The sequence below is a fragment of the Limnohabitans sp. 2KL-51 genome (assembly GCF_003063645.1).
Lineage (GTDB): Bacteria > Pseudomonadota > Gammaproteobacteria > Burkholderiales > Burkholderiaceae_C > Limnohabitans_A.
In genome coordinates this window covers 14,979-28,015 of sequence record NZ_NESJ01000005.1, presented here as the reverse complement: position 1 = coordinate 28,015, position 13,037 = coordinate 14,979, and the positions used below count along the sequence as shown (strand labels likewise).

17 protein-coding genes are annotated in these 13,037 nt (G+C 56.0%); 5 read left to right on the top strand and 12 right to left on the bottom strand.

Annotated elements, in window-relative coordinates:
- Window positions 1-30: 30 nt before the first annotated feature.
- From B9Z49_RS06200 to B9Z49_RS06145, 12 genes are all read right to left on the bottom strand, one after another.
- Complete coding sequence (locus tag B9Z49_RS06200) at window positions 31-582, bottom strand: DUF2946 family protein (protein WP_108352576.1); 552 nt, start codon at window positions 580-582, stop codon at window positions 31-33.
- Window positions 575-1,588 carry a YheT family hydrolase gene (locus tag B9Z49_RS06195; RefSeq protein ID WP_108352575.1) on the bottom strand — a complete coding sequence of 338 codons (1,014 nt, stop codon included), beginning with the start codon at window positions 1,586-1,588 and terminating at the stop codon, window positions 575-577. The genes B9Z49_RS06200 and B9Z49_RS06195 overlap by 8 nt, the downstream gene beginning before the upstream one ends.
- A 7-nt stretch (window positions 1,589-1,595) precedes the next feature.
- Window positions 1,596-2,045: a nuclear transport factor 2 family protein gene (locus B9Z49_RS06190; RefSeq protein ID WP_108352792.1), complete on the bottom strand. Its 450-nt coding sequence runs from the start codon at window positions 2,043-2,045 to the stop codon at window positions 1,596-1,598.
- A 138-nt stretch (window positions 2,046-2,183) separates the two neighbouring features.
- Window positions 2,184-2,597 (bottom strand): F0F1 ATP synthase subunit epsilon, encoded by a 414-nt coding sequence (locus tag B9Z49_RS06185; RefSeq protein ID WP_108352574.1) that lies wholly within the window; start codon window positions 2,595-2,597, stop codon window positions 2,184-2,186.
- A 71-nt stretch (window positions 2,598-2,668) separates the two neighbouring features.
- Window positions 2,669-4,072 (bottom strand): F0F1 ATP synthase subunit beta, encoded by a 1,404-nt coding sequence (gene atpD / locus B9Z49_RS06180; protein ID WP_108352573.1) that lies wholly within the window; start codon window positions 4,070-4,072, stop codon window positions 2,669-2,671.
- 38 nt (window positions 4,073-4,110) lie between these two features.
- Window positions 4,111-4,995, bottom strand: coding sequence for a F0F1 ATP synthase subunit gamma (gene atpG / locus B9Z49_RS06175; protein ID WP_108352572.1), 885 nt, complete (start codon window positions 4,993-4,995; stop codon window positions 4,111-4,113).
- A gap of 27 nt (window positions 4,996-5,022) precedes the next feature.
- On the bottom strand, window positions 5,023-6,576 hold the full coding sequence (gene atpA, locus B9Z49_RS06170; protein WP_108352571.1) for a F0F1 ATP synthase subunit alpha: 1,554 nt from the start codon (window positions 6,574-6,576) through the stop codon (window positions 5,023-5,025).
- 44 nt (window positions 6,577-6,620) lie between these two features.
- On the bottom strand, window positions 6,621-7,151 hold the full coding sequence (locus B9Z49_RS06165; RefSeq protein ID WP_108352570.1) for a F0F1 ATP synthase subunit delta: 531 nt from the start codon (window positions 7,149-7,151) through the stop codon (window positions 6,621-6,623).
- Between the two features lie 22 nt (window positions 7,152-7,173).
- Window positions 7,174-7,644 (bottom strand): F0F1 ATP synthase subunit B, encoded by a 471-nt coding sequence (locus B9Z49_RS06160; protein WP_108352569.1) that lies wholly within the window; start codon window positions 7,642-7,644, stop codon window positions 7,174-7,176.
- A 36-nt stretch (window positions 7,645-7,680) separates the two neighbouring features.
- Complete coding sequence (atpE, locus tag B9Z49_RS06155) at window positions 7,681-7,929, bottom strand: F0F1 ATP synthase subunit C (RefSeq protein ID WP_108352568.1); 249 nt, start codon at window positions 7,927-7,929, stop codon at window positions 7,681-7,683.
- A 53-nt stretch (window positions 7,930-7,982) separates the two neighbouring features.
- Window positions 7,983-8,861: a F0F1 ATP synthase subunit A gene (gene atpB / locus B9Z49_RS06150; RefSeq protein ID WP_108352567.1), complete on the bottom strand. Its 879-nt coding sequence runs from the start codon at window positions 8,859-8,861 to the stop codon at window positions 7,983-7,985.
- A 15-nt stretch (window positions 8,862-8,876) separates the two neighbouring features.
- Complete coding sequence (locus B9Z49_RS06145) at window positions 8,877-9,386, bottom strand: ATP synthase subunit I (protein ID WP_108352566.1); 510 nt, start codon at window positions 9,384-9,386, stop codon at window positions 8,877-8,879.
- 191 nt (window positions 9,387-9,577) lie between these two features.
- Here B9Z49_RS06145 and B9Z49_RS06140 point away from each other — a divergent pair, with 191 nt between their 5' ends.
- The 5 genes from B9Z49_RS06140 to yghU all read left to right on the top strand — a co-directional run bounded on the left by B9Z49_RS06140 (window position 9,578) and on the right by yghU (window position 13,012).
- Entirely contained in the window at window positions 9,578-10,024 is a 447-nt protein-coding gene (locus tag B9Z49_RS06140) for a CopD family protein (protein WP_108352565.1), read from the top strand.
- A gap of 25 nt (window positions 10,025-10,049) precedes the next feature.
- The gene (locus tag B9Z49_RS06135) at window positions 10,050-10,349 is read left to right on the top strand and encodes a DUF493 family protein (protein ID WP_108352564.1); all 300 of its coding nucleotides are present in this window, start codon (window positions 10,050-10,052) and stop codon (window positions 10,347-10,349) included.
- A 2-nt stretch (window positions 10,350-10,351) separates the two neighbouring features.
- The gene (gene lipB / locus B9Z49_RS06130; protein ID WP_108352563.1) at window positions 10,352-11,014 is read left to right on the top strand and encodes a lipoyl(octanoyl) transferase LipB; all 663 of its coding nucleotides are present in this window, start codon (window positions 10,352-10,354) and stop codon (window positions 11,012-11,014) included.
- A 73-nt stretch (window positions 11,015-11,087) separates the two neighbouring features.
- Window positions 11,088-12,098, top strand: coding sequence for a lipoyl synthase (gene lipA, locus B9Z49_RS06125; RefSeq protein WP_108352562.1), 1,011 nt, complete (start codon window positions 11,088-11,090; stop codon window positions 12,096-12,098).
- Between the two features lie 41 nt (window positions 12,099-12,139).
- Entirely contained in the window at window positions 12,140-13,012 is an 873-nt protein-coding gene (gene yghU / locus B9Z49_RS06120; RefSeq protein ID WP_108352791.1) for a glutathione-dependent disulfide-bond oxidoreductase, read from the top strand.
- The last annotated feature ends 25 nt before the right edge of the window (window positions 13,013-13,037 follow it).

Here is a 13,037-nt window from a genome sequence, read left to right as displayed (position 1 = left end):
CATCAAACCGACGTATACCGTCGGTTTTTTTTATGCCTGCTTTTGTCCAGCTTTCAGCTTGAGTGGGCTCAGTTCATACGCATATCGGCCAGGCAAATCCTTTGCTAAAGCATCCTCCAAAGTCCATCGACCCATCTCTATCGCTTGCGCTGCCCTTGCCACATCCAGTGTGTGCACCAGCCCCAAACCCAGCGTGGTGTTCAAGTAGACCATGCCGTTTTCGTCTACCAGAATTTTGTGAACCTCTGCCGTAACCCCGGTGTGCGCCATCACGGTAAAGTCATTTTCAATGCGCCAAATGTAGGGCGTTATTTCGAGTTCGACGTAAACCCTTTGCGGACCGTTCTGGAAATACCATTGCCCTTTCGCATCGAACTCATAGTTGCGTTGGATGAAATCGATCAGTTTTTCATGTCTCAACAACGAGCCTTTGACGCCAGGCTGACCACTTTGGAAAGCGCCCATTGCCTGCACTCGGTCATCGCGCATCCACCATTGCCCCCGACTGTCCAGACCCAGCCAACCATAACAATCCGGGACATCGGGCCATTTGACCATGGCTTGCCGTACGATGTCATCCATGTCTTGCCTCCCCTGTCTTTGTGCCCTGTCCTACGGCCTGCAACAGCCATCCGCCGACAGCTTCAGGTGCTGCACTCAAATGCCCCGGCCAAATCCCTTTTGCAAAACCAACATGTCCGCCTTGCTCGGGTTGCCAGAGGGTCACGCTGTTTGACACATCGCCTTGAACAGGAAGACTGTTGGCGGGTACAAAAGGATCATTCAAGGCATTGAGCGCGAGCGCGGGCAATCGAATGTCGCGCATCAGGGGCTTAGCTGAAGCATTTGTCCAGTAATCGTCGGTTCCCTTGAATCCATGCAAAGGGGCGGTGAAGACGTTATCAAATGCATAGAGATCTTTGGCTGCCATCAAGGCCGTCTTGTCAAACAGGCCCGGGTGTTGCGCCCATTTGGCCAGGGCTTTGGGTTTCATGCTGCGTAAAAACATGGGCGTGTAGATCTGCCGGTTCAACCCCCGACCTATGGCGAGTCCACTTTGCATCAGGTCAAGTGGTGCGCAGATGGCGGCTATGGCATCGGCTTTGAGCGCAGCTTGATGACCTTGCAACGCGGCCCAACGCATTAATGCATTACCACCCAGGGAGATGCCAACGACCAGCAGTTTTTGACCACCAGCGGCCTGGTGCTCGCTGCGAAGTCGCTCCAATACCCAGTTGATCTCTGCATGATCTCCTGAATGGTAGGCGCGCGGTGCAAGGTTCAGCTGGCCACTGCATCCCCTGAAATGGGGCACTGCAAAATTCATGTCTTGCGCGTCAGCCCAACCGGCAAATGCCTGTGCATAGTGGCTCATCGAAGAGCCTTCTAAACCATGAAAAAGAACAAGCATAGGCCGATCTGCTCGAGTGGCCGTCTGTTTGTCGATGTCCAGAAAATCAGCATCGGGTGTTGTCCACCTTTCTCTGATCATGGGTTGGATAGGCCCCGATCGTCTGCGCGCATACAGTGCAGGCCAAATCGTCTGGGCGTGTCCACCGGGCAGCCAGGCGGGTGCTTGGTACTGCATGCGCTTTTCAGTGCAAGACCGTGGGTTTGGCGCCCACATCGACGGCATCTTGGGGCGTGCCTGGACTGGCGTGGTGGGCCACCATGCGCCAGCCTTGCGGGGTCTTGTGATAAACATTCGTGGCGATCACATAGGCCTGCCTTGCCCCTTGCGGTGTGATGACCTCCACCCTTTCTACCAAGTGGTGCACTGAACTGGCCAATGATTCCACCTTGTAAACCCGTTCGGGAAATGCCTGAACACTGCCATTGTTGAACATGGCCTCGAATGTGGCGCGTATCGCCCCCGCCCCGATCATGCGTCCTCCTCCCGGATGCACGCAGACAATGTCGTCCTCTTCTGCCCAGCATGACATGAGTTTTTCGATGTCGGCTTTGTGCAGGGCTTCGTAAAAGGCCTGTTCAATGTCATCAGGCGTGCCGCCGACCACTGCCGCTTGGAGTTTTGCGCGTTTCATGGGCTTGTTCTGGTCCAGCAATTCATCGCGACATTTTGCACTGTTTACTGTCCAATAAAAAACCCGGTCACAAGGGACTGTGCCGGGTTTTGGTCATTTTCTGGATGCCAAGCTCAGACTGGCATGAACAAATGCTGATTACTTTTTACGGTATTTACGCAGGGCTGACAACTGGGCTGCCAGCACCGCCAATTCAGACTGCGCTACGGCCAAGTCGATTTCGCTGTTGGCGTTGCGCAGAGCTTCTTCGGCCAATTGTTTGGCAGCATTGGCTTTTTCTTCGTCGAGGTCTTTGCCGCGAATCGCGGTGTCCGACATCACGGTCACGCAGTCAGGTTGCACTTCCAAAATGCCACCGGCCACGAAAACGAATTCTTCGCCGCCGTCGGCCTTCTCGATGCGAACCGACCCGGCTTTGATGCGGGTGATCAGTGGCGTGTGGCGTGGGTAAATGCCCAGTTCGCCAGACTCACCGGGCAAGGCCACAAATCGGGCTTCACCCGACCAGATGGACTCTTCGGCGCTGACCACATCAACGTGGATGGTGTTCATGTTTTCTCCTTAAAAAGGTGCTTTCAAGCGGGCAGCAGGAAGGCACTGATTGGCCACCCCGCGGCACTGCTTTAAGCTGCCTTTTTGGCCTTTTCGAATGCTTCGTCGATGGTGCCGACCATGTAGAAAGCTTGTTCTGGCAGGTGATCGCACTCGCCAGCCACAATCATCTTGAAGCCCCGGATGGTTTCGGCCAATGTGACGTACTTGCCAGGGGAGCCGGTGAACACTTCAGCCACGTGGAAAGGCTGCGACAGAAAACGCTGAATCTTGCGGGCACGGGCCACAGCCAACTTGTCTTCGGGTGCCAAGTCGTCCATGCCCATGATGGCGATGATGTCGCGCAGTTCGCGGTAACGCTGCAAAGTACCCTGAACAGCACGGGCTGTTTCGTAGTGATCTTGACCCACAACCAATGGGTCGAGCTGACGGCTGGTGGAGTCCAGTGGATCCACCGCTGGGTAAATACCCAACGATGCGATGTCACGAGACAACACAACAGTGGAGTCCAAGTGCGCGAAAGTAGTGGCAGGCGATGGGTCAGTCAAATCATCCGCTGGCACGTAAACGGCCTGAATGGAGGTGATCGAGCCGACTTTGGTCGATGTGATGCGCTCTTGCAAGCGACCCATTTCTTCGGCCAAGGTAGGCTGGTAACCCACAGCAGAAGGCATACGACCCAACAATGCGGACACTTCGGTACCGGCCAAGGTGTAACGGTAGATGTTGTCCACGAAGAACAAAACGTCTTTGCCTTCGTCGCGGAAAGATTCAGCGATGGTCAGACCTGTCAGAGCAACGCGCAGACGGTTGCCTGGTGGCTCGTTCATCTGACCGTACACCATGGCCACTTTGGACTCGGGCAGGTTCTCGAGGTTCACAACGCCGGAGTCGGCCATCTCGTGGTAGAAGTCGTTGCCTTCACGGGTACGCTCACCCACACCTGCGAACACGGACAAGCCGCTGTGCGCTTTGGCGATGTTGTTGATCAGTTCCATCATGTTCACGGTCTTGCCCACACCGGCACCACCGAACAAGCCAACCTTACCGCCTTTAGCGAACGGGCAAACCAAGTCAATCACCTTGATGCCGGTTTCCAGCAGCTCTTGTGAAGGGCTCAGTTCATCGTAAGCAGGCGCTTTGCGGTGAATCGATGCAGTCAGTTCTTGGCTGACGGGACCACGCTCGTCGATGGGTGAGCCGAGCACGTCCATGATGCGGCCCAGTGTGGCTTTGCCCACGGGGACGGTGATGGGGTTGCCGGTGTTGGACACGATCAAACCGCGGCGCAAACCGTCGGATGAACCGAGCGCAATGGTGCGCACGATGCCGTCGCCGAGTTGCTGCTGCACTTCAAGGGTCAGCGCAGAGCCGTCCATTTTGAGCGCGTCATAAATTTTGGGCATCTGGTTGCGTGGGAATTCCACGTCGACCACGGCACCAATACACTGGACAATTTTTCCTTGGGCTTGCATTTTTCGCTCCAAATAATTTGAATTTGCTGAACTGGGAATCAACCGCTGATCGCGGCTGCGCCAGAGACGATTTCCGACAGTTCTTTGGTGATGGCGGCTTGACGTGTCTTGTTGTAGACGAGTTTGAGTTCGCCAATCACATTGCCAGCGTTGTCTGTGGCGGCCTTCATGGCCACCATCCGTGCTGCGTGTTCTGAGGCCATGTTTTCGGCCACAGCTTGATAAGCCAGAGCCTCTGCATAGCGGATCAACAAATCGTCAATGACCGATTGGGGATCGGGTTCGTAGATGTAATCCCAAGCGTGTGTGTGACCCGCTGCTTTGGTTTCTGCCTTCATATCTGCGGCAGACAGGGGCAGCAGCATGTCGATGGTAGGCACTTGCGCCATGGTGCTGACAAACTTGTTGTAGCACAGGTAAACCGCACTCACTTCGCCAGCAGCGTACGCATCGAGCATGACCTTGACAGGGCCGATCAACTTGTCCAGGTGCGGTTTGTCGCCCAGTTGCGTCACATGAGACACCACCTTGGCATTGACACGGTTCAAAAAACCGAGACCCTTGCCACCGATGGCCACCGCCACAGGGGTTTTGCCCTGTGTTTGTGTTTCACGCAATTGAACCGTCACGGCACGCAACAGGTTGGTGTTCAAGCCACCACACAAACCCTTGTCCGTGGTGACCACAATAAAGCCCACCGACTTGCCGTCGTTGCGCTTCATGAAGGGGTGCACATACTCAGGGTTGGCCTGACCAAGATGGCTCGCAATGGTGCGAATCTTCTCGCTGTAAGGCCGGGCCGTGCGCATACGCTCCTGCGCTTTGCGCATTTTGGAGACGGAAATCATCTCCATGGCCTTGGTGATCTTCTTGGTGTTTTCCACCGATTTGATCTTGGTGCGTAGTTCCTTGCCCGATGCCATCAGAGGCTCCTTTTGATCAGGTGGAAATTAAGCAAAGCTTTTCTTGAAAGCGGCCACGGCGGTGTGCAATTCGGCTTCTGCCTCTTTGTCCAACGCTTTGCTGCTTTCGATCTTGGCCAACAAAGCAGCGCACGAATCTTTCAAGTAAGCGTGCAAGCCGTGCTCGAAAGCCAAGACCTTCTTGACGTCGATGTCGTCCATGAAGCCTTTGTTCACCGCAAACAAGCTGGCGCCCATCAGGCTGATGGACAGCGGGCTGTACTGGGCTTGCTTGAGCAATTCCGTCACGCGGGCACCGCGGTCCAGCTGCTTGCGTGTGGACTCGTCCAAATCGGACGCGAACTGCGCAAACGCAGCCAATTCACGGTATTGGGCCAAGTCGGTACGGATACCGCCGGACTGACCTTTGATGACTTTGGTCTGAGCCGAGCTGCCCACGCGCGAGACCGAGATACCGGCGTTGATCGCAGGTCGGATGCCGGCGTTGAACAAACTGGTTTCCAAGAAAATCTGACCGTCGGTGATCGAAATCACGTTGGTGGGCACGAATGCAGACACGTCACCGGCTTGGGTTTCGATGATGGGCAGAGCCGTCAAAGAACCTGTCTTGCCCGTCACAGCGCCTTTGGTGAAGGCTTCGACGTAGTCGGAGTTCACGCGGGCAGCGCGTTCGAGCAGACGGCTGTGGAGATAGAACACATCGCCAGGGTAGGCTTCGCGGCCTGGTGGGCGGCGCAGCAGCAGCGACACTTGACGGTAAGCCACGGCTTGCTTGGACAGGTCGTCATAAACGATCAAGGCGTCTTCGCCGCGGTCACGGAAGTATTCACCCATCGTGCAGCCGGAGTAGGCGGACACGTACTGCATCGCAGCAGATTCGGAGGCAGAAGCAGCAACGACGATGGTGTATTCCATCGCGCCAGCTTGTTCCAGAGCGCGCACCACGTTTTTGATCGAAGAGGCTTTTTGGCCAATCGCGACATAAACGCAGGTCATGTTCTGACCTTTTTGGTTGATGATGGCGTCGATCGCGACGGCAGTTTTGCCGGTCTGACGGTCGCCAATGATCAATTCGCGCTGACCACGGCCCACGGGCACCATGGAGTCGATCGACTTCAGGCCGGTTTGCATCGGCTGGTCAACCGATTTACGTGCGATCACGCCAGGGGCGACTTTTTCGATCACATCGGTCATCTTGGCGTTGATCGGGCCTTTGCCGTCAATCGGCTGACCCAGAGCGTTCACCACACGGCCAATCAATTCGGGGCCGACGGGCACTTCCAGAATGCGGCCAGTGCACTTGACTGTGTCGCCTTCGGAGATGTGCTCGTACTCGCCCAAAATCACGGCGCCGACTGAGTCACGCTCGAGGTTCAGGGCCAGGCCGAATGTGGCGATGCCATCGGCTGTAGATGGGAATTCAAGCATTTCGCCCTGCATCACATCAGACAAGCCGTGGACGCGAACGATACCGTCGGTCACAGACACCACGGTGCCCTGGTTGCGGATATCGGCGCTGGCGGACAGCCCTTCAATGCGGCTCTTGATCAGTTCAGAAATTTCTGCGGAATTGAGTTGCATGACTCTTTCCTTCTTTCTTTAAATATGTCCGGTCTCAATCCGCATCAAGCGGTGAGGGCCGATTTCATTTGTTCCAGTTGGGCCTTGACAGAGGTATCGAGCACCTCGTCGCCCACCACCACACAGATGCCGCCAATCAAGGTGGCATCGAGCTCGACAGACACATTGAGCTTGCGCGCAAAGCGTTTCTCGAGCGTGGACGACAAGTCGGCCAAGGCCGATGCGTCAATGGGGAATGGGCTGTAGACCACCGCGTCAGCGGTGCCACTTTGCGCATTCACAAGGGCCCTGTACTGCTGTGCAACGACAGGCAGCGCACTGAGACGGCTATTTTCGATCACCAGTTGCAGGAAATTCTTGCCAGCCTCGGGCAGTGCAGTGCGCAGCAAGCCAGAGATCAGATCGAATGCCTGCGCATCGGACACTTTGGGGCTGTCGACAAACTGTTGCAGTTGCGCGTTCTCGGCAATGGCCGCAAGTTCGTCCAGCCAAGCGGCCGTGCCAGCAAGATCGGATGCCTGCGCTTTGAAAAGCGCATCGGCATAAGGGCGGGCGATGGTAGCAAGTTCTGCCATGGTCTTCTCTGGCTGGAGCTTCTTACAGCTCGGTCTTGAGGCGGCTCAGCAGATCAGCGTGGACACCAGCGTTGACTTCCTTGCGGAGAATCTGCTCGGCACCCTTGACCGCCAAAGCTGCGACCTGCTCTCGCAGACTCTCGCGCACTTTGACAGCTTGCTGCTCAGCCTCGGCTTTTGCAGCAATGATGATCTTGTTGGCTTCTTCGGTGGCTCGTGCTTTGGCTTCTTCAACAATGCCATTTGCACGGCGCTCGGCATCGGCCAAACGCGATGCGGACTCATTGCGCGACTGGGCCAGTTCGGACTCCACACGCGCATTGGCGTTGCTGAGTTCGGCTTTGGCTTTGTCTGCGGCAGCGAGACCGTCAGCGATTTTCAGTGCCCGTTCGTCAAGCGCTTTTGTGATTGGGGGCCACACGAATTTCATCGTGAACCACACCAAAATCGCAAAAACGATCATCTGTATGAACAGAGTAGCGTTAATGTTCACGGTTCGGTCCTTCTTCTAGGGGAAGAGGTGCGTGAATCACTTCAGAATGAAGGGATTGGCGAAAGCGAACAACAACGCAATGGCCACACCGATCAAGAAGGCGGCGTCAATCAAACCAGCCAGCAAAAACATTTTGGTCTGCAACTCGTTCATCAATTCAGGCTGACGTGCACCGGATTCGAGGAATTTGCCACCCATCATGCCAATGCCAATGGAGGCACCCAAAGCGCCCAAACCAACGATCAAACCGCAAGCCAATGCCACCAGGCCGAGAATGTTTTCCATGTGAAGCTCCTAAAGTGAGAGGAAAAAAGAAACAAGAAACGAAAAAAATGTCATCAATGCGCGTCGTGCGCTTGGCCTGTGTAGACCAGCGTCAACATCATAAAGATGAAAGCTTGCAAAGTGATCACCAAAATGTGGAACAAAGTCCACACCGTGCCACCGATAATGTGGCCAATGGCCAAGCCCACACCGGTTGCTGACAATGCCCAGCCGCCGCCCATGAGGGCAATCAGCATGAACACCAACTCACCTGCAAACATGTTGCCAAACAGCCGCATGCCATGCGAGACCGTCTTGGCCAGATATTCGATCATCTGCATCAAGAAATTGATAGGGTACAGCGACCAATGGTCACCAAAAGGCGCCGAAATGAGCTCATGCACCCAGCCGCCGAGGCCCTTGATTTTGATGTTGTAAAACAAACAAATCAACAACACAGAGCATGACAAACCCAAAGTTGTTGACAAATCAGCGGTTGGGACCACACGCATGTAATCTTTGAAACCCAATGCAGGACCCACTGCATGCCATGCGCCTGGGAGCAAGTCCACCGGCAGCATGTCCATGGCATTCATCAGAAAAATCCAAACAAAAACCGTCAGAGCCAGCGGTGAAATCAGCTTGCGGCTGTTGGCGTTGCGAATAACCCCTTTGGCTTGGTTTTCGACCATTTCGGACAGCAACTCAACAGCCGCCTGGAAGCGCCCCGGCACACCCGATGTGGCTTTGCGGGCAGCCGACCACAAAAGAAAGCAACCTACCACACCCAAAAACACCGACAGAACAACCGAGTCGAGGTTGAACAAACTGAAATCCACAATGCTTGTTTGCTTAACACCTTCAAATGAAAAGTTCATTTGCAAGTGCTGCAAGTGATGCTGGATGTACTCTCCAGCCGTTGGGGCGTGCGCGCCAGCGTTTTCAGCAGCCATAAATCACCAATCAGTTCAAAAAATAGTCGGCTTCGATTTCCGTTGCATATAGCCCAGCGCCATGGCCAGCCAATACACCTTGATCGTCACCACAAAGCCAGCCACCAGGGCGAGCCAGCTTAAATTCGAAATCACTTTTGGCGCCACCAAGAGCAACGCCACGGTCAAGATGATCTTGACCAACTCCCAAAAGAACAAACCCGCCAAGACAACTTTAGGTTGAATTTGTCGCATTTGCCTGCTCAAAGCCCTGATGAAAACCACAGCAGGGATCACAGCCGATGCGCAACCCCAAGCCACAGATGCGGCCAAATGGAATTCTCGGCTGAACAATCCGGTCAACATCACCATCAAAGCGCCTATCCCTATTTGCAGGAACAAGACATGCCATGGTGAGGTTTGAGGATGGCTTAACCGCCAAGCCGCCGCCTCTTCGGCTGACAAAGTCTTGAATTCATCATCCGAGACTTCGGCAGCACCGTCTTTAACTTGCGGATTGTTTTGCGATGATGCAATTTTGACCATCTCAAATTACAATCAGGTTACAGATCAGTTGACGACCACAAAGCATAAAATTATAACTAGAAACCCTTGCGTGCTCGATTTTTTACATCAATTTTTTCACCTTTCAAAAGCCAAGCTCAGTCCCTGAGGACACAATGGCGTATCGCGTTGGCTGAGAATTTCTTTTATCCACGCGAAATCAGGCGGTTTTCATGTACGAATGGCTTAAATTTTTCCACCTTGCCGCCGCTATCGTTTGGATGGGTGGCATGGCTTTGGTCATATTGGCGCTGCGCCCTGTGGTCATTGCCCAAATGGCACCGCCTGAACGCTTGACCCTGATGGCGGGCGTTTTGTCGCGCTTTTTCAACATGGTCTGGGTGTCGGTCGCTCTGATTTTGGCGTCGGGCTTCTGGATGCTGTCCATGACCGACATGAAACTTGCCCCCCGAGGTTGGCACGCCATGTCGGGGCTGGGTGTCTTGATGTGCCTGATCTTTGCGCACATTTGGTTTGCCCCGTTTCGGCGCCTGAAAGCTGCCGTGTCGGTGTCCGACTGGCCTGCGGCTGGCAAGGCTTTGGGGCAAATTCACCCCATGGTGCTGACCAATTTCGCCTTGGGCTGGTTGGCGGTTTTGGCCGTGCTGGTGTGGCGTTAATCTGGCGAACCGAACGACATTTTCCATGAGCGCCTCCACCACCCCGCCCAACGGCAAAGACCCGCGCAAAGACACCCTGATCGAGTACCCATCGGTCTTTCCGATCAAGGTCATGGGTGCGATGGTGGACGGCTTTGCCGAAGCCATGTGCCAAGTCGCCCTGCAGTTTGACCCCGGCTTCGACGCCCGCTCCATTGAGTTGCGCCCCAGCAAGGGCGGCAACTATTTGGGCGTGACGCTCAACATCACGGCCACCAGCCGCGAACAACTCGACGACCTCTACCGCGCACTGACCTCGCACCCGATGGTCAAAATCGTCCTCTGAACATGGACATCCGACTGCTCGGGCGGGTGGACTACTTGCCCACCTACGCGGCCATGCAGGCCTTCACCGCAGAGCGCAGCGCCGACACGCCCAACGAACTCTGGATTTGCGAGCACCCCCCGGTGTTCACGCAGGGGCTGGCGGGACAGGCCTCACACCTGTTGATGCCTGGCGACATTCCGGTGGTGCAGACCAATCGGGGCGGGCAAATCACTTTTCATGGCCCCGGCCAGGTCATGGCCTATCCCTTGGTCAATCTGCAGCGCGCCGGTTACTACGTCAAGGAATACGTTTTCAAGCTCGAGGAATCGATCATCCGCACCTTGGCCCACTTTGGCGTTACCGGCCACCGCGTGGCGGGCGCACCGGGTATTTACGTGAACCTAAACGACCCTTACAGCCATGCGGCACTGGTGGGCCCGTCCTTGGCCAGCGACCCGTTCAAGGGCCTGGGCAAGATCAGCGCTTTAGGCATCAAGGTTAGCCGCCATTGCACTTACCACGGCGCGGCCCTGAACGTGGCCATGGACCTTCAACCCTTTGAGCGGATCAATCCCTGTGGTTATGTCGGGTTAAAAACCGTGGACCTTTTTACAATCGGGGTAGAGACCACCTGGCAAGAGGCCGCACAGGTGCTGGCCGCCGAACTGGCCGCACGCCTTTGAAGCCACCCCGAGCCCCCTAACCCATTCACACCGACAGGCCACAACGCCGCCTAGCGGCGACCGAAAGAAAGCCATGAGCAACACCCCCACCGAACGCCCCGTGGTCCGCGAAGTCCAAACCCTTGAAAACTACGACCCCATGGCCAAGCAAAAAGCGGCGGCCAAACTCTCGCGCATTCCGGTCAAAGTGGAACAGGCCGAAGTGCTGAAAAAGCCCGAATGGATCCGCGTCAAAGCGGGCTCGCCCACCACCCGCTTTTACGAAATCAAGGACGTGCTGCGCGCCAACAAACTGGTCACCGTATGCGAAGAAGCCAGCTGCCCCAACATCGGCGAATGCTTTGGCAAGGGCACGGCCACCTTCATGATCATGGGCGACAAGTGCACACGCCGCTGCCCTTTTTGCGATGTGGGCCATGGCCGACCCGATCCGCTGGACGTGAACGAGCCCGACAACCTGGCCAAGACCATTGCGCAGCTCAAACTGAAATACGTGGTGATCACCAGCGTGGACCGCGATGACCTGCGCGACGGCGGTGCGGGCCACTTTGTGGAATGCATCCGCAAGACCCGCGAGTTGTCACCACAAACCCAAATCGAGGTGCTGGTGCCCGACTTCCGGGGGCGCGACGACCGCGCCCTAGAGATTTTGAAAGCCGCGCCGCCTGACGTGATGAACCACAACATGGAAACCGTGCCGCGCCTGTACAAAGAAGCACGCCCCGGCTCGGACTACCAGTTCTCGCTGAACCTGCTGAAAAAATTCAAGGCGTTGCTTCCAAATGTGCCTACCAAAAGCGGCCTGATGGTCGGCCTGGGCGAGACCGACGAAGAAATTCTGGACGTCATGCGCGACATGCGCGCGCACAACATCGAAATGCTGACCATTGGCCAATACCTGGCCCCCAGCAACAGCCACCTGCCAGTGCGCCGCTATGTGCACCCCGACACCTTCAAAATGTTCGAAACCAAGGCCTACGAAATGGGCTTTTCGCACGCGGCTGTGGGTGCGATGGTGCGCAGCAGTTACCACGCAGACCAACAAGCCCACTCGGCGCAAATGAGCTTGGCCGAGAAGGCCTGAAGCCCCATTTTTTGATCAACCGCACTTGGACCTTCAACACCATGACCGACGCCAGCACTTACACCCCTCCCTCCGTGTGGACTTGGAACAAAGCCAACGGCGGGCGCTTTGCCAATATCAACCGCCCTATCTCTGGTGCGACGCACGAACAAGACCTGCCGCGCGGCAAACACCCGCTTCAGTTGTACTCGCTGGGCACGCCCAACGGCGTGAAGGTGACGGTCATGCTCGAAGAGTTGCTGGGCCTGGGGCACGCAGGTGCTGAATACGACGCTTGGCTGATCCGCATTCAAGAGGGCCAACAGTTCAGCAGCGGATTTGTGAGCGTGAACCCCAACTCCAAAATTCCTGCGCTGTTGGACTGCAGCGGTGAGCAATCCGTGCGGGTGTTCGAGTCAGGGGCCATTTTGCTGTACTTGGCCGAAAAGTTCGGCGTCTTGGTGCCCACCGATCCGGCTAAACGCGCCGAGTGCATGTCATGGCTGTTTTGGCAAATGGGCAGCGCGCCTTATTTGGGCGGTGGTTTTGGCCATTTTTACGCCTATGCGCCGGTCAAGATCGAATACGCCATAGACCGCTTTGCCATGGAGGTCAAACGCGAGATGGATGTGCTCGACCGCCGCCTGGCCGAGCACCGTTTCATCGCGGGCGACGACTACACCATCGCCGACATCGCCATCTGGCCCTGGTACGGCGCCCTGGCCAAAGGTCTGCTTTACGGCGCGGGTGAGTTCTTGCAGGTGCAGGAATACACCCATGTTCAGCGCTGGGCCAATGAGCTCGCGCAACGCCCAGCCGTACAACGTGGGCGCATGGTGAACCGCGTGATGGGCACCCCAGAGTCACAACTGCACGAACGCCACGACGCCAGCGATTTCGACACCCGCACCCAGGACAAACTCAACAAGGCTTGAGTTCAGGCACGCCTCAATGTGTTTG